We start from the raw sequence: 20816 nt of genomic DNA, 5'->3' as shown, positions 1-20816 counted from the left end.
TCCGAAGTGCCGCGTTAGCTATGACACATCCGACTTCGGTCGACACCAGCGACGCAGAGCTTCGCGCCTGACCGCCGGGGGCCACCCGACCACTGCTGCGAATCGCACCTGTCTCTATTCCACCTCGGAATAGACGTGGGGAGCCAGGGTGCCGACACAACGGAGGTTGCGGTAGGCCTCGGCGTGGTCGAGCCCGTAACCGACGACGAACTCGTCTGGGATGTCGAACCCGACATACTTCACCGACACGGCCATCTTCACCGCCTCCGGCTTGCGGAGCAGAGTACAGATCTCCACCGACGCCGGGCCACGCGACCGCAGGTTGGCGACCAACCAGGAAAGGGTCAGGCCGGTGTCGATGATGTCCTCGACGATGAGAACGTGCCGACCGGTGATGTCGGTGTCGAGGTCCTTCAGGATCCGGACAACTCCGGACGACTGTGTGCCCGATCCGTAGGAGGAGTAGGCCACCCAGTCCATCTCGGCGTGCCGGGTGAGCGCGCGGGCGAAGTCGGCCATCACCATGACCGCGCCCTTGAGCACGCCGACGAGCAACAGGTCGCGTCCGGCGTAGTCACGTTCGACGGTCGCGGCCAGCTCATGCACCTTCGCCTGGATCTCCTCCTCACTGAGGAGGACGGCCTTCAGGTCCTTACTGACGTGCTCGGGGTCCACCGATCAGCTCCGCACTCTCAACCGGGCATCAGGAGGGGTACGACGCGGGACGTCGCCGGAGCCGCGCGTGTCGGCATCCGCGGATCGGCGGTCGGAGACCTGCGACCCGACGCCAGAGTGCCACACGAACCTTGGTCCCTGGTCCGCGCCCCAGGGGCCGGCGCCTTCGACACCTCAGACACGACGCAGCCGAAGTTGGCCGTCACGACGGGTGACCCGCACACTTCCCGGCAGGTCGACCCAGGCCTGTCCGTGCCACTGCGTGACCAAGGACTCCAGTGCAGCGACGTGGACCGCGAACAGGTCGGTTCCCGGGCAGCCGGCGGCCAGGGCGGCGCGGCGCAGGACCCTCCGGCGTACGCCGGCCGGCAACGCCTCGAGCCGGTCCACGGCAAGCCCGAGTGCCGGCGACGCACCGTCTCCGTCGGTGGCCGCACGCCCGGTCGGACCATGTCCGGCTCCGGCCTCCTGGCCCGCGTGGCCCGGTGCCTCCCGGCCCTCGTTGTCCCGGCCCTCGTCGTCCCGCCCCTCGTCGTCCCGCCCCTCGTCGTCCCGCCCCTCGTCGTCCCGCCCCTCGAGCACCTGGCCCAGCACGCACTCGGCGTAGGCCCGGTCAGCCCAGGCGTCCAACGCATCAGCGTCGTCCCGCAACAGGTCGGCGGTACGAGCGAGAGCCGCCGCGACACCCGGTCCGAGCTCGCGCTCGAGCAGGGGCAGCACCTGTTGGCGAACCCGCGATCGGGCGTACGACGGATCAGAGTTGTGCGGGTCGGCCCACGGACGCAGGCCTTCGGCCTCGCACGCGGCCTCGGTGGTCGAGCGGGTCAGCGCGAGCAGCGGACGTCGGTAGCGCCCGCCACGGACCGAACGCGGCGGCATCCCCGCGAGTGAGCGCGCACCCGAACCCCGCGCGAGCCCGAGCAGCACCGTCTCCGCCTGGTCGTCCCTCGTGTGGCCGAGCAGGACGGCGCACGCTCCCAGTCGGTCGGCGGCCTCGTCCAGCGCGGCGTAGCGGGCCCGGCGAGCCGCGGCCTCGGGCCCACCCCCACCGGTGACGTCGACCCGGACCGCCTCCACCGGACGGAGACCGAGGCCGCGCAGGACGTCGGCCACGGCCCTGGCCCGCTCGTCGGATCCGGGCTGCAGGCCGTGGTCGACCGTCACCGCGCCGGCCTGGAACCCGGCACGGGGTGCCTCGAACGCCGTCGCAGCGGCCAGGGCAGTGGAGTCGGCTCCCCCGGAGCACGCGACCAGGATCCAGGAACCCGGAGCGAGATCAGCGACGCTCCGGCGTACTGCCACGCGGACCGCTGCCACCGCGGGATGCGGTCCCATGGCGTCCTCAGCTCGGCGAACCGTGCACCCGGCGTACCCATGCGTCGGGGTCGGTGATCTCCGCCTTGGTCGGCAGGTGCTCCGGCGTGGTCCAGACCTGGTTGAAGCCCTCCTGGCCCACCTGGTCGACGACCGCCCGGACGAACGCGGCGCCGTCGCGGTACTGACGCAGCTTCGCGTCCAGGCCGAGCAACCGCTTCAGGAACTGGTCGATCCAGTTGCCACTGCCCCGGCGATCCTGGAACCGCTCGCGGATGGTGGCGACCGTTGGGATGACCTCCGGGCCGACGCCGTCCATTACGACGTCGGCGTGCCCCTCGAGCAACGACATCACGGCGGTGACCCGGTCGAGGATCTCCCGCTGGGCCGGTGTCTGGACCAGGTCGATGAAGGAGACGCCCTGGTCGCCGCCGCGGGCGATCCGGCCGACCTGCTCCAAGCCCTGCCGGAGCTGGGAGAACACCGCACTCGGGTCCAGGTCCGTCTGCTCCAGGAAGGCCTTGATCTGACCCCGGAGGTGGTCGCGGAGCCACGGCACGGCGGTGAACTGGACCCGGTGGGTCTCCTCGTGCAGGCACACCCAGAGCCGGAAGTCCTGCGGGTTGACGCCGAGTTCGCGTTCGATGTGGGCGACGTTGGGGGCGACGAGCAGCAACCGGCCGGCCGGGGCCATGCCCGGCACGAGTTCGGAGCTGCGCCCGTCCGGACGGACGGGATGGGCCCCGCCGTCGTGGGTGGAGTCAACCGGCTCGTCGACACTGTGGCGCGGCTCGGGGACGGTCGCGCCCGCGTCGTCGTCAGACCAGAAGGGGTCGAACTGTCCGAGCACCTTGCTGGACAGGAAGGCGAGCAGTGCACCGGTCTCGACACCGGTCACCCGGGAGCCCAGCGCTCCCATCGGTGAGGTGTCGGGGCCGCCTCGCCGGCTCCGGAGCTTGTCGGAGAGGGGTTCGAGGATCTGGCGGAAGGCGTCGACGTTTGCCTGGGCCCAGCCGTTGCGGTCGACCACCACGACCGGAGCGCGAGCGCCGGTCGCCCGCAGGCCGGTGTAGGCCCGTACGTGTCCTTCGGCCTTCTGGGCGAACTCGCGAAGGTCGGAGACGACCTGGCGAGCCTCCTCGACGCTGACGTCGGGCCCGGGACGAACGAGACGGCGGGCGGTCGTGAGGGCGAGGTCCCAGTCGACCATCGAGTCCGTGCCGTCGGGAGCAGCCTCGGTTTGACTCATTCCCCCACCGTACGCGCTCACACCCGCAGTACTACGACCGATGCGAAAGAGTCTGGGCGGTCGGACCGGCCCGAACGAGGTCACCGACAGCGACCGGTGACGGTCCGCGATCCCGTCGCCGACCGCCCTCCGTGTCGATCATCGGCCAGGAGCCGGGGCGATCCGTGCCAGCTCAGAGCCGGTCGGAGCCGGCGACCACGTTCTGCCATCGCCCGGTTCGGGCCGCGACTACCGACAGCCGCAGCCGGACAGAATCGCGGCGACCTCCTCGATCCGTGGGCGTGCGTCGTACTTGCTCGCTTTGTCGGTCATGACGGCGAATGCGAGCACCGCGCCGTCTTTGGTGGCCGCCAGGCCCGCGAGGCTGGAGACGCCGGACAGGGTGCCGGTCTTGGCCCGTACGAAGCCCACCCCGCTGTCGGCCTCGCCGAAGAACCGGGTCTGCAGGCTGCCGGTGAACCCCGCGATCGGGAGTCCGGTCAGCACCGGCCGCAGTTCCGGGTGGTCCGGCCGGGAGGCGATGGCGAGCACCTGGGTGAGAACGTCGGGGCTGATCCGGTTGTGACGGGACAGCCCGCTCCCGTCGTACAGCGCCACCTTGTCCAGGCCCTTCACCCCGAGCCGGGCCAGCACCTCCTTCATCGCGGCCGCCCCGCCGGCGAACGTCGCGGGCTTGCCCTCCGCCACGGCCACGTGCCGGGCCAGAATCTCCGCACCGTCGTTGTCGCTGACGAGCAGGACGTGGCCGACGAGGTCCTCCAGCGGCGGGGACTGGACGGCGGCGACGGTGGTCGCCTTCGCGGGCGCCTTGCCGTGCACCGGGTCGGCGGCGACCGTGATGCCGTTGTCCCGCAGGGCGTCGACGAATGCCTCACCCGCGGTCAGCGCGGGGTCCTTGGCCCGGGGGACGTTGGCCGGCCAGGACGTCCTCGCCTCGTCGACCCAGAGCGCCGAGACCGGTGCCACCACCCCGGTGGGGACGTACTGCGACTCCCATCTGGGACTGATCTGCTCGTTGAAGAGGGTGTCGTCGACGAGGACCCGCACCTGCGTCGTCCCCGCGGCCTTCAGCTTGGCCGCGGTCTTCGCGGCCAGGTTGTCGACCGTGGCCTGGTGTGCGAAGTTGCGCGACGGGTTGGCGATCCGGCTCACCGCGGACGCCGTGGCCAGGGAGGGGTCTCCGTCGCCGACGAGCACGATCTGACCCGCGGTGTTTCCCTGGACCACCTTCGTCGTGAACCGGTGGCCGGGTCCGAGGACCGCCAGGGCGGCGGCGCTGGTGAGCAGCTTGGTCGTGGACGCCGGAATGTAGCCGGTGGCCGCGTCCGAGCCGTAGAGAAGACGACCTGAGGCGACGTCCCGGACCGCCACCGAGGAGTGCTGCGTCCGGAGTTCGGGCGAGGCGAGTTCCGACTTGATGGCGGCGGCCAGCCCGGCGCTGGTCGGCAGGGCCGGAGCCGACGCCGCCGCGAGGACCGCGGGCGCGGCAGGCCGTGTCGGGGTCGGAGTAGGCGTCGGAGTCGGCGCCTCACCTTCGGGGGCACCGGCGACGGGCTTGTCCGTGCCCGAGTCCGTGAACCCCAACGGAATCGCCCCGGTGACCACGCCCGCGACACCGACCGCGATCAGGGCACAGGCGACCAGCACCACCACGCCGGCCCGGGCGCGGGTCCACGGACCTCGCCGGTCCGGGTCCGGCTGCGCGCCGCGGCGCGGCTCTGGTCGGGGTTCCGGTTCGGGACCGGGCCGCGGGTCCGACGGCGGCCGCCGCCAGGGCGGACCGTCCGACGAACCGGGTGGTCCAGGAGGCGGGTTCGCGGGGCCTGATCGGCCGCCGCCCGCTCCGCCGCTGTCACCGCCGCTGTTACCGGGATCGCCGGGCTGACCGGGGCCGCCGGGCTGACCGGGGCCGCCAGGCTGACCGGGGCCGCCAGGCTGACCGGGGCCACCTGAGGGACCGGGACCGCCGTACTGACCGCGGAGGAGTGCGTGCCTTCCGTCGCCGCCGGGCCACGGGTCGTCCGGGCCGTCGTCGGGCAACGGCATGTCGAGCCGCCAGCCCTCGCCGGGCAGGTCCGCCGCCCTCCGCTCGCCGCGACGCGTCCCCGGCTGCTGATCCCGCCGGCGTGCGCCCGGCGGTCGGTCCTCACGAGGGAGGTCCGACGGCCAGGTCTCGCGGGGCACGTCGTCCCGCCAGGTCTCGCGTGGCATCTCCCGCCGCGAACCCGTCCGGGGTCGGAACTCGTCCGAGTCGCTCACCGGGCGGGGCGGCTCGCGGCGCCAGTCCACGCGCGGCTCGACCGGCCGGGCATCCGCTGATCGGCCCTCACCCGGCCGTTCGTCCGGGCGCAGGTCGCGACGGCGTGTCCCGCGATACTCGCCTTCGTGGGGCGCCGGTGCGTCCCCGGAGTAGCTGGGCCTTCCCGGGCGCTCGTCGCCTGGGCTGCCCCCGTCTTGCCGTCGTCCCGCCACGCCCTCTCGACCTCCCCTTCGATACGGCAGCGGAGTACGGCGGTCAGGGTCTGTGCACGACAACGCCTCGTACGACGTCCTCGTCCCTGCCACAGCCCTGAACCGTCCGCCCCGTCAGGCTCCTTTACCCCGGTGCCGGGACCCTACGTGTCAACCCTGCGAGGACGACGCCAGGTCGTCCTCCGATCACCGGTCGTCCCTTACCGTCACCACGGCGTACACACCGTGACGTTGTCCGCCTCCACCGCCTTGTTGTGCGCCTTCGTCGGACCGCAGCCGTCGTACGGCGCTGTCGACGGTGATCGCGAGTGCCGGCGTTCGCGGTGTCCGGCAGTCTCCGACCGGCGGTCCCCGAGCACCCCGGGTGGGACGGCATGCTCGCGCACTCCGAGCAGCACCCCGGGAGATCAGAAGTCCTGTGCGGGAGACTACTGGGCAGGCACGAACGAAAGGCAGCCGTTGTGAACGTCGACGTGACGATCGAGATCCCCAAGGGGCAGCGCAACAAGTACGAGATGGATCACCGAACCGGAAGGATCCGGCTCGACCGCACGCTGTTCACGGCGACGCAGTACCCCGCGGACTACGGCTTCATCGAGGAGACCCTGGGCCAGGACGGAGACCCGCTCGACGCCCTCGTCCTCCTGCAGGAGCCGACGTTCCCGGGCTGTCTGATCCTGGCCCGACCGATCGCGATGTTCCGGATGCGGGACGAGAAGGGGCGCGACGACAAGGTCCTCTGCGTCCCCGCGAACGACCCCCGGCTCGCGCACCTGCAGGACATCCACGACGTCCCGGAGTTCGACCGGCTGGAGATCCAGCACTTCTTCGAGGTCTACAAGGAGCTCGAGCCCGGCAAGTCCGTCGAGGGCGCGACCTGGGTCGACCGCGCGGGCGCCGAGGCCGAGATCCTCGCCTCCCAGCAGCGGCTGAAGGAGAACCCCGACCACTGACGACGCGAACGCCCGGGCCGCGCGTTTGTGTCGCGCCGCCTGAGCTGAGCGCCACGGGCTCGAGGACGGGCGGGCCGCACCCCTACGTGGTGTGCGGCCCGTCGGCATGTCCGGGGCGTGTTGGCGCCGGCTCGCCCGGCAGGGTAGGCGCCGGTTCGCCCGGCAGCGTGGGGGCCGGCTCGCCCGGCGGCGGTCGGCGGCCCGGCCGGCTCAGGGTCGGCGTACCAGCGTCCGGTCGTTGGGTCGGATGATGGCCTGGTACGGGTCGACCCAGGGCGGCGGGACGTATTCGGGGTGCCCATCGGGTCCCATCCGCACGGTCCAGCCCTTCGTGTGGATTGTGGTGTGGTGGTGCTGGCAGAGCAGGACGCCGTTGTCGAGGTCGGTCGCTCCTCCGTCCACCCAGTGCTTGATGTGATGCGCTTCGGTCCACTTCTCCGGCCGTCTGCACTCGGGGAAGTGGCAGAAATAGCCGTCACGCTCTGCCAACGCGTGTCGTTGGGAGGACGTGAACAGCCTGGTGCCCCGTCCGAGGTCGAGAACCACCCCGTCACCACCCAGCACCACGGGGATGATCTCCGCATCACACGCCAACTGCCGCACCAGCGTCGCTGACAACGGAGGCCCCGTGATCCGGTAACAGACCAGGTCTCCGCTGCTTCGTTCACCGGTCGCGTCGCTCCTGGACCCGCCACCGTCTCTGGCGCCTCTTCCTCCAGTTAGTTCCGGCCTGGGTTCTCACCTTCAGATGCGCAGGGCCGGAGTCGGTGAGCACGGAGTTGAGGGTGCCGTACCCGAGCTTCACCACGAGGTCGTCACAGCTGATCGTCACGGTGAGGCGTGGTCGTGCGCCGCCGCGGGTGGGTGCGCTGGCTGCGGCCTGGGCCAGGGCGACGAGTTCGGCGAAGGCGTCTGCCTGCCGTCGTTCGCTGCTGCGCAGGTCCGGCCCGTCAGGACCGCTGGGACGCGGCCGGGCGAGCGGGTCGAGGAGTGCCTGCAGAACCGCGAGGGTGGGCACGTCGAGGCGTACGAACATGGTGCCCATCCCGTCGCGCACCGGCCCGAAGCTCAACGTCCGGTTCTCCCGGGCCCGGCGTTCCTGCTCCTCCAACTGCTTCCCGATCCGACGCTCGGCGTCCTCCGGGGCGATCCTCATACAGATGCTTCCCAGCCTTGTCCAAGTCATCGACATCAAGCGCCTGCGCACTGTCCAGCAGAAAAGCTTCCGCCTCCGCCTTCACCTCCGCAGCGACGTCGTTGGGCAACCGTCGGATGGCACGTTCGATCACCTGCGCCTGCCCCAGCGAAATCTCACCGTCGGAGAGGGCTTCGCCCGTAGCGCGGATCGTCTGGTCCAACGCTTTCGCGAGCCGCACTGACACCGACGCCTCACGCCGCCCATCCGGGTCACCTGCTGCACCCAGCCCGCCGTGTTGGCGGCACCGGTCAGCTTCCTGACCTCGCTCAACTCCGCCTGCCGCGTCAGAGACAACCGCAGCGACGCGAGCCTCGCCTCGGAGACAGCGATCTGCCGCAACGCCCCTTCGTATTGATCCAGCGGCAACGACAGGGTTGGGCACTCGATAGCCGCGTCAATACCCGCACCGACACCGGCAAGCCAAGCCAGCAACGGATGCGCGAAACCCGCACCCCCGCCGCCAGCACCGGTGTCGATGTCCATGACCAAACCCTGGACCCGACCACCGACAACAACCCCTGTAAAACAAGGGCACTCCAGCCCCACCGACGCCGTTACGGGCGAACGAATTCTGGTGAGGTTGAGCGGCCGCGACGACGGCCGACGATTCTCAGACCACGCGTGGGCGGCGGAGCGTCACGACGTCACCCGTACGCACCCGCAGCCGACCCGCGGCATCACCGGTGTTGACCGCTACCGCCAACCTGTCGTCGGAGTCCAGGTAGACGACCAACCCGCCCACCGGAACGTCTCCGAACGTCGCGCCGACCAGTGCGCGCCCGCATGCTCGTTCGGACTCGACGTCAACCTCTCCTTGCACGGCCCAGTCGGGCAGCTGACCGAGCTCCTTCGGCCCACCTGCCAACTGGACGTTGCCGAACCGGTCGACGTAGGTGACCTCGCACGCCATGCCGTCCGCCTGCAGCGTGCGGGTCGGCGCCGGAAGTCGCACCAGATCCTCCAGCGGGACGCGGTCTCCGACGTCCGCGAGCTGTCCACCGCGCGCGAGGTGGGCGGCGACGGGCATGAACACGTCCCTGCCATGGAACGTCCGGTCGACCGACGCGCGCCACAACCCGGTGTTCGTCAGTTGATGCGCCTCGGTCACACCTCCGAGGACGTCGGCCGCGGGCAGCAGCAGACCGTTGTCGGGGCCGACGAGGACGCTCGGTCCGGCCCGGAGCGCCACACCGCGGCGGGAGGTTCCGACGCCAGGATCGACGACGCCGACGTAGACGGCCGGCGGGAGGTGCTCCGCGACCCGGGCGAGAACGGCGGCGCCATGTCGTACGTCGTGCGGTGGGACCTCGTGGCTGACGTCGAGGATCCGGGCGGACGGCGCCAGGGTGGCGGCGACACCGTGGCACACGGCGGGGAAACCGTCGCGGGTGCCGTAGTCGGTGAGGAAGGCGATGAGTTCCGGCATGTTCCCGGAATTGTCCCGCCCTCTACCGTGGCCGAGCGAGGTGGGTCGGTGCTCCCATGTACCACATCGACTTCACCTCGACGCTCCGTCCGGGCCTCGGCGCGTGCACCATCTTGCCGTCGCCGAGGTAGAGCGCGACGTGGTAGATCGTGTTCGAGTCGCGCGGATTGTTGGCCCAGAAGAGCAGGTCGCCCGGCTGCAGGTCGCCCGTCCTGATCGGCGTGGACTGCCAGTACTGTCCGCGGGCGAAGTGCGGCATCGACACGCCCGCACGCGCCCAGGCCTTCATGGTGAGTCCAGAACAGTCCCACGAGCCGGGTCCGTCGGCGCCGAAGACGTACGGCTCACCCAACTGAGCCATCGCATAGGAGACGACCTCCCGGCCCTGTTGGGTGGAGGTGCCGTCGCCGTCGTTGCGCGGTGAGCCGCCACCTCCGCCGCCGTCTCCGCCGGAACCATCGCCCTGACGGTCGCGGTCGCGCCGCTCGGCGTCCTGGCGTTCGCGTTCGGCCCGCTGGCGCGCGGCCTCGGCGCGGGCGCGAGCCTGCGCCTCCAGTCCTGCCTGGCGTTTCGCGGCCAACCGGGTGGAGATCCGCTGGAGCTGCGCCAGCCGGGTGATCAGGGCGGACTTCTCCGCCCGGATGGCGATGACCGCCTTCGACTGCCCGTCCATCGCCGTGGCGGCCTGCTGCTTGGCCTTCGCCGCGTCGTCGGCGCGGCGGCGTTCTGTCTCGACGTACTGCGCCGCCTCGGCGTCCAGCGCCCGTGCCACGGACCTGCTCGCCAGCAGGGACTGGTAGGCGTCGACGGCGGAGGTGGAGACCATCATGGCGGTCGACGCCTGATCCAGCAGCGTGCGGGGACCGTCGGCCCCGAGGTAGGCGGAGATCTCGTTGAGCCGGCTGTCGAGTCGGTAGTCGGCGGCCGCGAGTGCTGCCACCGCCTGTCGCTTCTGTTCGGCCTCCCGACGCGCTGCCTCCGCACGGGCCGCCGCCTCGCCGGCCGCCTGCTCCGCGCGGGTACGTCGGTAGACCGCGGTGTTGTAGACCTCGACGGCTGCCTGCGCGTCAACCTCGAGTTTGCGTAGCCGCTCGTCCGCCCCGGCCAGTTTCGCCTGCACCAGGCCGACGCTCGCGGCCGCGTCCCGCGCCCGTTCGCGGGCGGCGTCGACCTGCCGTTTGCTCGGGACCGTTCCGGGGGCGGGAGCCGGCTCGGCGAGGACCGGCGTGGACGCTGTCACCGCGAGCGACGCGCCGAGCAGGAGTGCGAGCGTCCCTCGCACCACGGGGACTGCTTGTCCTGATGGCGTTCGTGACACGGCTGATCGCCTCCCTGCGGCGAGGGCCGAAACCACCGCCAAGGAACAAATGACTCCTGCCGGTCGGAACGTACCTACATCCGAGAGGGTGCGAAACGCCGTTGTTCGTATGAACTTCGGTCACTCGGCTCAGTGCCGCCGAAATCGCGTCGTCGAATTCGCCGATCTGGTGACCAATACGGCCGAATTACGGGCGGTAATGTCAGGCCGGAAACGCCTGAGCACGCCTGCCGGCGTGAAGGAAGACCAATGAGTGAAGGAAGACCAATCTCGCTCAGCGCGCCGGCCGGGGAAACATCGGGCCGTCGAGCCGGTCGCCGGGCGCCAGACCGAGCGGGTCGGTCACCGGATGGGAGGTCCCGGAGTACGCCGTCTCGGCGTCCATGTAGATCGCGACGTGCGCGATCCGTGCCTGGTCGGTGCGGTTGGCGAGCGCCATGTGGCCCGTGTAGCTCGAGTGGAACGTGCAGTCGCCCGCGCGCAGCGGAACGGTCACCCGCGGCAGCCAGCGCAACTCCGGGTCGAGGGTGAACAGATCCTCCTCGTTGTGGAGGTCCTGCGGCCGGAACCCGGTGAGGGTCTGCGTACCCGGCAGGAACGACATGCAGCCACGCTCAGGCGGCACGTCGACCAGCGCGACCCAGGCCGAGAGAGAGTGCCGGTCCTCGGTGTGTGGCCAGTACGGCCGGTCCTGGTGGAACTCCGTCGCGACCTCGTTGTGCGGCTCCTTGACCAGCATGTGGTCGTGCCAGATCCGCAGCCGAATTCCGGCGAGCTGCTCGGCGACCGCGGCCAGGCGCGGATGCAGGGTGAGTTCCCCTACCGTCGCGTCCTGCCGCCAGACGTTGACGAGCTGGGTGAACACCTTGTCCTTCGCGAAGCTCTCGGACCGGTGCGCCTCGAGGAACCCCGCCGCCGCCGTGCGGAAGCGTGCGACCTCCTCGTCGTCGAGGACTCCGCGCACCCGGACGAAGCCGTCGCTGCGGTAGCGCTCGACCAACTCGGGCGCGACCCGGCCGGCTCGGTCGACGTCGCTCTGCCATTCGAGTACGCCACTGGTCGCCATCGCTGCCGTCCCCTCGTGGGTGCGTTCCGAACGATCCTGGCACGGCGGCCCGCCCACACGAACCCACCGCGGGGTGAGCGGGCCGCACTCGGCCACGGACACCGAGGCGGCGCAGGGGCGGGGCACGCCTACGTCCCCACGTGGGTGGGTGGGATCTCACCGAACCGCGTGCGGACGTCGTGCAGCAGGACGCGGAGGAGTTCGGCGAGCAGCTCCTGCTGGTCCGGATCGAGCGCGGTCAACAACTCGACCTCCTGCCCCAGCACGATGTCGACCGTTCGTTCCACCGCGGCGTGGCCTTCGGTCGTCAGCTCGACCCACACCGCGCGCGAGCCGTCGCCGGCCGGTCGGCGCCGGACCAGCCCCTGCCGCTCGGCCCGGGCGACGCGTTGGGAGACCGCGCCCGCGGTGACCAGCGTGCGGTCGGTGATGTCGCGGGTGGTCAGGGAGTACGGCGGACCACCCCGGCGCAGGGTGCTCAGCAGGTCGAGGGTCGCGGCGTCGACGCCGGCGGAGGCGAGCACCCGGCGACGGTTCTCACCGAACGCCTTCGCGAGCGCCCAGATCCTGGACACGACGCCGATGGAGGTCACGGGCGTACCCGGGCGCTCCCGCTCCCAGGCCGCGGCGATCTCCGCGGCCAGATCGGACCCGAGCGCGTCGGCGCCTCCGGTCAGCCCCTCGGACGGCCGCACCGGTGGACCGCTCCGCGGCTCTTCCCGCCGGTCGGGCGGTCCTTCCGCTCCGGCCTTTCCCCGAGCCGACCCTGCGCTCACCACGACCTCCCTCTCTCCGCGTTCCCGGCAATCGTTATATCGTTGCCCCGCCACATCGTTTAGACCTAAATCTAGGCCCTCGAAGGAGTCCCATGTCCCGCACCATCGTGGTCACCGGCGGCGGCACCGGCATCGGCCGCGCTGTCGCGCTCCGCTTCGCCGAAGCGGGGGACGCCGTCGTCGTCACCGGACGCCGGCCGGCGCCGCTGAAGGAGACCGTCGCGGCGAGTGGCGACCGGATCCGGGCCCTCGAGTGCGACGGAGCCGATCCGGACCAGCTCCGCCGACTCCTCGAACAGCTTCCCGAGAGGGTCGACGTCCTGGTCAACAACGCCGGCGGCAACACCGACTTCGACCGCGCCGAGCCCGACTCGCTGGAGTCGCTGTCCCAGCAGTGGCAGGCCAACTTCACCGCCAACGTCCTGACCACGGTCCTCACCACCCAGGCGCTCGCCGACCGACTGGTCGACCACGGGTCGGTGATCTCGATCGGCTCCATCGCGGCGGAGTTCGGCGCCGGAGCGTACGGCGCGGCCAAGGCGGCGCTCGCCACCTGGAACATCTCGGCCGCGACCGACCTCGGTGCCCGTGGCATCACCGCCAACGTGGTCGCGCCCGGTTACATCGCCGACACGGAGTTCTTCCGGGACCAGCTGACGCCTGAACGCCGGGCCCACCTGATCGGCTCGACGAAGAACGGCCGCGTCGGGCAGCCGTCCGACGTCGCCGAGACCGTCTTCTTCCTCGCCTCGGCAGGTGCCCGGCACATCACCGGACAGATCCTGCACCTGAACGGCGGGGCCCGGACGACCCGCTGAGCGAGCCGACAGCCCCGTCCGGGTCGGCCGATGGCCAGGGGCGCGTTCCCACTAGGGTCGCGAGCTGTGAACGCGACCCCTGACACGACTACTGACCGGCCGGCGGGGCACCACGCGGAAGCGGCCGGCGACGCGCCGCGAACCATCCGCCGGGTCAGCGGTGAGGAGCTCCTCACCTCGACATACCCCATGCACGCCTACGCGTTCGGGAGCACCCCGCCGCCCACCGACCAGGTGGAACGATGGCGGGCCGACCTCGCCCCCGCGGACGACCGCGTGACCCTGGTCGCGTTCACCGGCGAGGAGCCCGAGGCGACCGCGGTGGGCATCTCGCTGCGTCAGAACGTCCGCGGGAAGACCCTGCCGATGCTCGGTGTGAGTGGTGTCGCGACCCACCCGATGGCCCGGCGTCGCGGCCACATCCGGGCGGTGCTCACCCAGCTGCACGGCGAGATGCGCGACTCGGGACACGTCGTGAGCACGCTCTACCCGTTCCGCCAGTCGTTCTACGAGCGGTTCGGGTACGTCGGGTTCCCGAAGGCCCGCGCCATCCGGCTGCACGCCCGCGGCCTGGAGCGGATGCTGCGGGCCGACGTGCCCGGCGAGGTGACGTTCCACCGCATCGGCGAGGTCTTCGACGACTACTACGCTGCGACCGAGGCGATCCTGGCCGAGCGGCACGGCTTCTCGATCTTCTCCAAGCAGAGCACGCAGGGCCTGGCGAAGGAGGACAAGCACTGGGCCGTCTTCGCCCGGCACGAGGACGAGATCGTCGGTACGCTCCTCTACCGGACGAACGGCTTCGGCGCCGAGCTCCAGGGCCGGCACCTGCTCGCCCGGAACGCGGTCGGCCGGAGCCTGCTGCTGCAGTGGCTCGCCCGTCACCACGACCAGTACGCCTCGTTCACCTTCGAACTGCCACCGGACGAGCGGCCTGACCTGTGGTATGTCGACCTCGACTACGCCGACGAGACCAAGGTCTCAGGCCCCCTGCACAGCGCGCCGATGGGCCGGATCCTTTCCGTGGAAGGGCTCGCCGGCATCGGTGCGGGGCCGGCGCGGGCAAGCGTCGAGGTGGTCGACGACCCGTTCGTCGCCGGAACGTGGACGCTGACCGGCGTGGGTGGTGCGCTCGAGGTCCAGCCCGGCGGGACACCGACCGCCACGCTGACCCCGCATGGACTCGCCGCGCTCGTCTATGGCGTACTCGACCCGGCGGAGCTGTCCCTGCAGGGCTACGGCACGGTGGACGCCGACACCGCCGCGGCGTTGCGGACGTTGTTTCCGCCGGCCATGCCCTACCTCCACGCGGCGTTCTGACTCCACCGAGGCGGCCCCCGGCACACGCGCCGGGGGCCGCTTCGGCTCGGGCGCGGGACTCAGCAGCCGCCGCAGTTGTAGTAGGTGATGTCCCAGTGGTTGCCCTCCCTGGCGTAGATGTTGCCGGAGGCTGATTCGTACATCGCGGCTCCGTCACTTCGGTCGCCGATGAAGGAGAACGCGCTGGTGATGTAGCCGCTCACGCAACCGCCCTGGCTGATGTCGAGCTTGTAGCCGTTCCAGTGGCTGTAGGTGCCGCTCGCGTGGCCGGTCTCCGTGCGGCCGGTGACGTTGACGGCGCAGCCGCTGGCGTTCCGGAGCGTGATGACGCCTCGGATGCTGGCGAGGTTGACCTGCTCGAACGACGTACAGGTGGGGTTGTTGCGGTTGCTGCAGCCGCCACTGGAGGACCAGGTGACCCCGGCCACGCGGAGCCGGCTGGTGGCCTCGGCGTGGCTGATCTTCGTGACGAGCGGCGCCACGAGGGGTGCGCCACGGTCGGTGGACGAGGTGGTCTGAGGGCTCGAGGCGGTGTGGCTGGACGGGGGTCGGGTCGCGGTGCCGACGGCCAGCGCCGGCCCGGCGGCGACACCGACGACGAGGAGCGAACTCGCGAGGATCGCCGCGATTTTCGAGACGCGCATGAGTCGTACCTCCGGGGGGATCCACGATCATGACGAGCCCGCACGCTCGTGACGGGCCGCCCCCGCCCGGAAGGGCCGCCGTCGCACCCGGCCGCTTGCTGCCAGGGATCTTTGTCGTCGGGGGCACGGCCGGGTTCGCCCGGGCTCGCCGCTGGGCTCGCCTGTGGTTCGTCTGGTGTTCGGCGGCCTTCCTCAGCGGTAGCCTCGCGCCTGGAGTTCGTACAACTGCGCGTACGTGCCACCCCGCGCGACCAACTCCTCGTGGCTGCCCTGTTCGGCTACGCCCGTCCCCGCGAGGACGACGATGTGGTCGGCCGTGCGCACGGTCGAGAAGCGATGCGACACCAGCAGGGTAACCGCGTGCGCTCCTCGCGTACCGGACTGCGCGGCGTACCCCGCGAACAACGCTTCCTCCGTCGGCGCGTCCAGACTCGCGGTCGGTTCGTCCAGCACGGTGAGCAGCGGCTCCGGCCGCATCAGGCCGCGGGCGAGGGCGACCTTCTGCCACTGGCCCCCGGACAGGTCGGTGCCGCCGGGCCAGGTGGGTCCGAGCTGGGTGGACAGGCCGTTGGGGAGTACGTCGACTAGGGTGCCGGCCCCGGCGGCCTCGAGCGCGTCCGCCACCGCCCGCTCCCCCGGCCCGCCGTCGAGGTCGCCGATCGCGACCGCCTCGCGCAGCGTGACCTCGAAGCGCGCGTGGTCCTGGAACGCGCCGGTGCAGCGCGCCCGCCACTGGGTGAGGTCGAACTCGGTGAGATCCGTGCCGTCGACCCGGATGCTTCCCGACGTCGGCGCGTACATCCCGCACAGCAGTTTGACCAGCGTCGTCTTGCCGGCGCCGTTGGCGCCGACGAGTGCGACCACCCTGCCGGCCGGCAGCCGCAAGGAGACCTTGTCGAGGACGACACGCGACGTGCCCGGGTAGGTGAAGGTGACCTCCGCCAACTCGATAGCGTCGCGCAACCGGTCCGGGACCCGCGCGGCCGTGGCCGGGGAGGCGCCCACCGTACGGTGTTCGTCGCGGGCATGGTCGACCAGCCACAGGAAGCGTGAGCCGACGGCGAGACACCCGGCGAGCCACTGGAACATGCTGACGACCATGCCGACGTTGCCGCTCATCGTCGCGGCCAGCACGAGCGCGAGCGCCAGGTCGCCGACGCCGGCCAGGCCGGCGGCCACGGCGTTGCCGACCACGACGAGCGCGCCCACGAAACCGACCGCGAAGAACGCCGAGGCGACCACCTGCCAGCCGGCACCGACCCATGCCACTCGGGTACGCCGGGCATGCTCGACCCGCCACGTCTCCCGGCTCAGCCGGAGCAACCGGTCGCCGATACCGAAGACCCGAACCTCCTTGCCCGGCGACGCGTTCGTCGCGAGCGTGACAAGGTGGTGTTGACGACGCCGAAGCTCGCCGGTGGCCTCCTGCGCGTCGCGCTCGCGGAGCGCGGCGGCCCGACCGACCAACAGGGCGGGGATGCCGAACACCGGGAGCAGCGCGAGCACGGGCTGCACGCTGGCGAGGAGCGCGATCGTCAACACCGTCTGGGCGAGCGCACCGAGGGTCTGCGCCAGCGACTCCAGCGTCCAGTGCACGATCCAGGCTTCCTTGCGGAGCGGGTCCAGCCGGTCGAGGTAGTCGGAGCGTTCGAGGTGCTGCAGGGTCGGCGTACCGGCCGAGACCTGGATCAGCTCGTCCTCGAGGGCGACCCCGGCCTTCTCCTGCAGGGTGTGCTGGAGTCGACGGCCAAAGCTCGCGGTCACCCATCCCCCGGCCAGGGTCACAACGAGTGTGCTCACCGCGACGACGACCGCCACCCCGTCGTGGGCCAGTGCCGCGTCGGTGAGGAACTTGAGGAACAACGCGGCGAGGGTCCCGTCCAGCCAGGCCGCGGGTGCGAGGGTGAGCGTCACCAGCGCGAGCCGGGCGTCGGTCCGAAACGCCGCCCGCACGGTGTAGACCAGCGTGCGCGCGAGTCCCGGCAAGGCGCTCCCCCTGCCGGTGTCAGGCGTCCCGGCCGACGTCGGGCTAGACATCGGCCACCGTGCCCGAGAGATCGGCGGCACCGGAGAGATCGGCCGCGCCAGAAGTTTCGGCCGCACCGGCGAACCGGTCGGCCTGCAGGCGGAACATCCGCGCGTAGGTGCCGCCAGCGGCGAGCAACTCCTCGTGCGTGCCCTGCTCGCTCACGCGGCCGTCGCCGAGCACACAGATCCGGTCGGCGTGCCGGACGCTCGACAGCCGGTGTGTCACCAGCAGCGTGGTCGTCCCGGCGGTGAGCTCCAGGAACCGCTCGAACAGGTCGGCCTCGGCGCGGATGTCCAGGTTGGCCGTCGGCTCGTCCAGCACCAGCAGCCGGGCGCCGCCCTGCGCCGCGCGCAGCGCGCGGGCCAGGGCGATCCGCTGCCACTGGCCGCCGGACAGTTCGGCGCCGCCCGCGTACTGCCGGGCGAGCACCGTCTCCCATCCCGATGGCAGTTCCTCGATCAGGTCGAGCGCACCCGCCCGCCGCGCCGCCGTCCGCAGCGCCTCCGCCTCGTCGTCGGCGTCGTCCGGGGGTCGCCCGAAGGCGATGTTGTCCCGCGCGCTCAGCTCGTAGCGGACGAAGTCCTGGAAGACCACCGCCAGCTGCCGCCGCCAGGACGCCGGGTCGAGGTCGCGCAGGTCCACGCCGTCGACCAGGATGGCGCCCTCGTCGGGGTCGTAGAGCCGGGCGAGCAGCTTGAGCAGAGTGGTCTTACCGGCACCGTTGACGCCCACGATCGCGAGCGACGTGCCGGCCGGGATGGTGAGGTCGAGCCCGTCAAGGACCGGTTGCGCGGCACCCGGATAGCCGAAGCGCACCCCGGAGAGCCGCAGCTCCCGCTCGGGCTTTCCCGCCGCCGACCCGGTGCCCGACAGCCGCGTCCGCGGGGTCAGGGTGACCCGCTCGAGCTCCAGGATGTGCGGCACCGCCGCCGCGCCCTGGCGTACCCACCACAGGTCGACGAACCCCGCGCCGAGCCCCGTGAGGGTGGCGATGGCGGGTACGTAGACGGCCAGTTGGCCCACGCCCACGTCAGCGGCGAGGACCCTGGCGGCGAGGGTCCCGAGGACGAGGCCGTACGTCACCACGACGGCCGCGAGCGTGCGCGGCACCGGCCCCCGTCGCGCGGCGCGCGCCCGCCAGACCTCGGCGAGGTAGTCCAGTCGCCACCCCCTCGTGCGGCCGGCGAGGTAGCCCGCCAACCCGAACAGCCGCACCTCCTTCGCCGCCGGCGGATCCAGGGCGAGGTCTCGGTGGTAGTCGGCGCGTCGGTCGAGGACGGCGTACTTCTCCTGCGCTTGGACCATGCGGTGCTCCTCGTCGTCCGTCCACAGGTGGCTGAGCGCCACTGCGACCAGGAGCACGAGCGGCGCCCACCACTCCAGCCCGGCGAGCAGGACGGCACTTCCGATCGCGGCGGTGAGCTGGGTGACCGTCTTGCCGAGTTCCTCGACCACCCGGGTCATCGGGCCGACGTCCCACTCGATCCCGCTCCCCCGCTGGATCTCGTCGGCCACTGCCGGGTCCTCGAGGTGCGCGATGCCGGGCGGGCCCAGGGTGGCGCCGAGGAGGCGTTCGCGTAGCCGCTGGACGATGGTGGAGCCGATCGAGACCCCGACGGCGTCGCGGACGGGGGCGAGCGCCTGCCCCACCGCGAAGAGGACGCCGATGAGCGCCAGCGCGGACAGCAGGTCACGTCCGGCCGGCGAGGTCAGGCCCGCGTCGACGGCCGCGGGCGCGCGAGTCACCGCGAGACCGGTCACGGCCAGCACGGCCGGGGCGAGCAGGCCGGCGCAGACCGCGAGCGCGAGCAGGACGCAGGCCCGGCCGGGCGCCGTGCCGACGATGGTGCGGAGCAGGAGGCGAAGGGAGGATCGAAACGACACGCGGTGCCTCCCTGGGACCGGGTTGCCTCCGTCGACGAGCAGGGCGCTGGCGACGCTAGTCACGACTCCGGTCGCGGCGCACGGGATTTTTCCGAGGTGCGGGCCGTCCGCGCGTGTCCTGGCCCCCGGCGACGCCTGCCAGCGGTGGTACCCTCCGTACCTGATTGAGAACTATCTGTAGTTGCCCCGGTGGCCGTTCGAACGGCGGGCGCCCCGGCCATGCCGCGAAGGATCGGTCTTGGTCGCATTGGACCTCGCGCGGTGGCAGTTCGGCATCACGACCGTCTTCCACTTCCTCTTCGTGCCCCTCACCATCGGGCTGCCGTTCCTCGTCGCCGGCTTCCAGACCGCGTGGCTGGCGACCCGCCACGACCGTTGGCTCGGTCTCACGAAGTTCTTCGGCACGCTGTTCCTGGTCGCCTTCGCGATGGGCGTGGCGACGGGCATCGTGCTGGAGTTCCAGTTCGGCATGAACTGGAGCGCCTACTCCCGGCTCGTCGGTGAGGTCTTCGGTGTGCCGCTCGCCCTCGAGGGCCTGCTGGCGTTCTTCCTGCAGTCGACGTTCCTCGGCCTGTGGGTCTTCGGCTGGGAACGCCTGCCGAAGTACCTCCACCTCGGCTGCATGTGGGTGGTGGCCCTGGCCAGCGCGTTCTCGGCGTACTTCGTCCTGGCCGCGAACGCCTGGATGCAGTGGCCGGTCGGGTACCACTTCGACGACGAGACCGGCCGCGCCGAGCTCACCGACCTCGGCGCCGTCCTGACCAACAAGGTGTTGCTGGCGAACTTCCCGCACGTGGCCTCCGCCTGCTTCCTGGCGGCCGGATCGCTGGTCGCGGCGGTGGCGCTCTGGCAGTTGTGCCGACACCCTGACCGCGACCGTGCGGCGTTCAGGTCGGCGCTGAAGGTCGGCGCGGTGACGACCGTCGTCGGCGGGGTCGCGCTGGCCGTCACCGGCGCCGTCTCGACCCAGACCATGACCGACACCCAGCCGATGAAGACGGCCGCGGCCGAAGCGCTCTACTGGACCGCGCGGCCCGCGGGCTTCTCACTCGTCACCTTCGGCACGCTCACCGACGCCAACGAGATCGCCTCCTACCGGATTCCCGGCGTGCTGTCGCTGTTCGCCACCGGCGACCTCGGCGGAGAGGTGCGGGGCATCGACGACCTGCAGCGCGAGTACGAGCAGCGGTACGGCCCGGGCTCCTACGTGCCGGCGGTCCCGGTCACCTACTGGGCGTTCCGGCTGATGATCGGCCTCGGCGGGCTCGCCGTCCTGGCCGCGGCGTGGGCCCTGTGGTGGATGCGCGTCGACCGACCCGCGCCCCGTCCGCTGATCTGGGCCGCGATCGTCCTGCCGGCCCTGCCCGCGCTCGGGAACTCCGCCGGCTGGATCTTCACCGAGGTCGGCCGGCAACCCTGGATCGTCTTCGGGCTGATGCCCACCTCCGCCGGCGTCTCGCCGACCATCGGCACCAGCACCGTGGCGCTGTCGCTGACCCTCTTCACCCTGCTGTACGCCGCGTTGTCCATCGTGACGGTCGGCCTGTTGGTGAGGTACGCCCGAGCCGGCCTGGCTCCGGAGGGTCCGCAGGACGAGGGCGAGGACGAACCCGAAGCGGGGCTCGTCTACTGAGCCCGGCCGAGCTCACCACGGCTGGACCGAACGAGAGCCAC

Annotated in this window: 18 protein-coding genes and 1 pseudogene; 4 read left to right on the top strand and 15 right to left on the bottom strand. The window is 71.4% G+C overall.

Annotated features, from left to right (window positions below; all coding sequences use genetic code 11):
* Positions 1-114 precede the first annotated feature (114 nt).
* The 5 genes from hpt to HEB94_RS17130 all read right to left on the bottom strand — a co-directional run bounded on the left by hpt (position 115) and on the right by HEB94_RS17130 (position 6108).
* Positions 115-675, bottom strand: coding sequence for a hypoxanthine phosphoribosyltransferase (hpt, locus tag HEB94_RS17150; protein WP_192750828.1), 561 nt, complete (start codon positions 673-675; stop codon positions 115-117).
* Positions 676-849: 174 nt separating this feature from the next.
* Complete coding sequence (tilS, locus tag HEB94_RS17145) at positions 850-2010, bottom strand: tRNA lysidine(34) synthetase TilS (protein WP_192750827.1); 1161 nt, start codon at positions 2008-2010, stop codon at positions 850-852.
* A gap of 7 nt (positions 2011-2017) precedes the next feature.
* Entirely contained in the window at positions 2018-3238 is a 1221-nt protein-coding gene (locus HEB94_RS17140; protein WP_238361549.1) for a zinc-dependent metalloprotease, read from the bottom strand.
* Between the two features lie 228 nt (positions 3239-3466).
* Positions 3467-5497 (bottom strand): D-alanyl-D-alanine carboxypeptidase/D-alanyl-D-alanine endopeptidase, encoded by a 2031-nt coding sequence (gene dacB, locus HEB94_RS17135; protein ID WP_192750826.1) that lies wholly within the window; start codon positions 5495-5497, stop codon positions 3467-3469.
* A gap of 419 nt (positions 5498-5916) precedes the next feature.
* Positions 5917-6108, bottom strand: a complete 192-nt coding sequence (locus HEB94_RS17130) for a hypothetical protein (RefSeq protein WP_192750825.1) — start codon at positions 6106-6108, stop codon at positions 5917-5919.
* 63 nt (positions 6109-6171) lie between these two features.
* Here HEB94_RS17130 and HEB94_RS17125 point away from each other — a divergent pair, with 63 nt between their 5' ends.
* Positions 6172-6663, top strand: coding sequence for an inorganic diphosphatase (locus HEB94_RS17125; RefSeq protein WP_192750824.1), 492 nt, complete (start codon positions 6172-6174; stop codon positions 6661-6663).
* A 210-nt stretch (positions 6664-6873) separates the two neighbouring features.
* Here HEB94_RS17125 and HEB94_RS50675 read toward each other — a convergent pair whose 3' ends face one another.
* The 7 genes and pseudogenes from HEB94_RS50675 to HEB94_RS17090 all read right to left on the bottom strand — a co-directional run bounded on the left by HEB94_RS50675 (position 6874) and on the right by HEB94_RS17090 (position 12366).
* Positions 6874-7281 carry an HNH endonuclease signature motif containing protein gene (locus HEB94_RS50675; RefSeq protein ID WP_273375785.1) on the bottom strand — a complete coding sequence of 136 codons (408 nt, stop codon included), beginning with the start codon at positions 7279-7281 and terminating at the stop codon, positions 6874-6876.
* A gap of 46 nt (positions 7282-7327) precedes the next feature.
* A complete protein-coding gene (locus HEB94_RS52470) occupies positions 7328-7819 on the bottom strand; it encodes a DUF222 domain-containing protein (RefSeq protein ID WP_337917740.1) in 492 nt (163 codons plus the stop codon).
* 76 nt (positions 7820-7895) lie between these two features.
* Positions 7896-8039 (bottom strand): annotated as a pseudogene (locus tag HEB94_RS54595) (DUF222 domain-containing protein); the annotation flags it as partial.
* Positions 8040-8471: 432 nt separating this feature from the next.
* Positions 8472-9287, bottom strand: a complete 816-nt coding sequence (locus HEB94_RS17105; protein ID WP_192750822.1) for an SAM hydrolase/SAM-dependent halogenase family protein — start codon at positions 9285-9287, stop codon at positions 8472-8474.
* A gap of 22 nt (positions 9288-9309) precedes the next feature.
* Positions 9310-10572, bottom strand: coding sequence for an NlpC/P60 family protein (locus HEB94_RS53550; RefSeq protein WP_192750821.1), 1263 nt, complete (start codon positions 10570-10572; stop codon positions 9310-9312).
* A gap of 307 nt (positions 10573-10879) precedes the next feature.
* Entirely contained in the window at positions 10880-11671 is a 792-nt protein-coding gene (locus tag HEB94_RS17095; RefSeq protein WP_192750820.1) for a phytanoyl-CoA dioxygenase family protein, read from the bottom strand.
* Between the two features lie 128 nt (positions 11672-11799).
* Entirely contained in the window at positions 11800-12366 is a 567-nt protein-coding gene (locus HEB94_RS17090) for a MarR family transcriptional regulator (protein WP_192750819.1), read from the bottom strand.
* A 173-nt stretch (positions 12367-12539) separates the two neighbouring features.
* Between HEB94_RS17090 and HEB94_RS17085 the strand changes: the two genes are divergently transcribed.
* On the top strand, positions 12540-13265 hold the full coding sequence (locus tag HEB94_RS17085) for an SDR family NAD(P)-dependent oxidoreductase (protein ID WP_192750818.1): 726 nt from the start codon (positions 12540-12542) through the stop codon (positions 13263-13265).
* Between the two features lie 66 nt (positions 13266-13331).
* A complete protein-coding gene (locus tag HEB94_RS17080) occupies positions 13332-14585 on the top strand; it encodes a GNAT family N-acetyltransferase (RefSeq protein WP_192750817.1) in 1254 nt (417 codons plus the stop codon).
* A gap of 59 nt (positions 14586-14644) precedes the next feature.
* Here HEB94_RS17080 and HEB94_RS17075 read toward each other — a convergent pair whose 3' ends face one another.
* The 3 genes from HEB94_RS17075 to HEB94_RS17065 form a co-directional block, all read right to left on the bottom strand.
* Positions 14645-15229: a hypothetical protein gene (locus HEB94_RS17075; protein ID WP_192750816.1), complete on the bottom strand. Its 585-nt coding sequence runs from the start codon at positions 15227-15229 to the stop codon at positions 14645-14647.
* A gap of 192 nt (positions 15230-15421) precedes the next feature.
* Positions 15422-17266 (bottom strand): ABC transporter ATP-binding protein, encoded by a 1845-nt coding sequence (locus tag HEB94_RS17070; protein ID WP_192750815.1) that lies wholly within the window; start codon positions 17264-17266, stop codon positions 15422-15424.
* Positions 17259-19142: an ATP-binding cassette domain-containing protein gene (locus HEB94_RS17065; RefSeq protein WP_192750814.1), complete on the bottom strand. Its 1884-nt coding sequence runs from the start codon at positions 19140-19142 to the stop codon at positions 17259-17261. Before HEB94_RS17065 ends, HEB94_RS17070 begins: the two co-directional genes overlap by 8 nt.
* A 238-nt stretch (positions 19143-19380) precedes the next feature.
* Here HEB94_RS17065 and HEB94_RS17060 point away from each other — a divergent pair, with 238 nt between their 5' ends.
* Positions 19381-20775, top strand: a complete 1395-nt coding sequence (locus HEB94_RS17060; RefSeq protein ID WP_192750813.1) for a cytochrome ubiquinol oxidase subunit I — start codon at positions 19381-19383, stop codon at positions 20773-20775.
* Positions 20776-20816 lie beyond the last annotated feature (41 nt).

The sequence above is a fragment of the Actinopolymorpha pittospori genome (assembly GCF_014873875.1).
In the GTDB taxonomy this organism is placed as follows: Bacteria; Actinomycetota; Actinomycetes; order Propionibacteriales; family Actinopolymorphaceae; genus Actinopolymorpha; species Actinopolymorpha pittospori.
Note: the sequence above shows the minus strand (reverse complement) of the source record. Positions and strands in the feature narration are given on the sequence as shown.

Bases quoted from the DNA above. Each gene is read 5' to 3' on its own strand.
- HEB94_RS52470 (WP_337917740.1), bottom strand. From the start codon at position 7,819: ATGAGGATCGCCCCGGAGGACGCCGAGCGTCGGATCGGGAAGCAGTTG.
- HEB94_RS17085 (WP_192750818.1), top strand. From the start codon at position 12,540: ATGTCCCGCACCATCGTGGTCACCGGCGGCGGCACCGGCATCGGCCGC.
- HEB94_RS17105 (WP_192750822.1), bottom strand. From the start codon at position 9,287: ATGCCGGAACTCATCGCCTTCCTCACCGACTACGGCACCCGCGACGGT.
- HEB94_RS17140 (WP_238361549.1), bottom strand. From the start codon at position 3,238: ATGAGTCAAACCGAGGCTGCTCCCGACGGCACGGACTCGATGGTCGAC.
- tilS (WP_192750827.1), bottom strand. From the start codon at position 2,010: ATGGGACCGCATCCCGCGGTGGCAGCGGTCCGCGTGGCAGTACGCCGG.
- HEB94_RS17070 (WP_192750815.1), bottom strand. From the start codon at position 17,266: ATGTCTAGCCCGACGTCGGCCGGGACGCCTGACACCGGCAGGGGGAGC.
- HEB94_RS17075 (WP_192750816.1), bottom strand. From the start codon at position 15,229: ATGCGCGTCTCGAAAATCGCGGCGATCCTCGCGAGTTCGCTCCTCGTC.
- HEB94_RS17095 (WP_192750820.1), bottom strand. From the start codon at position 11,671: ATGGCGACCAGTGGCGTACTCGAATGGCAGAGCGACGTCGACCGAGCC.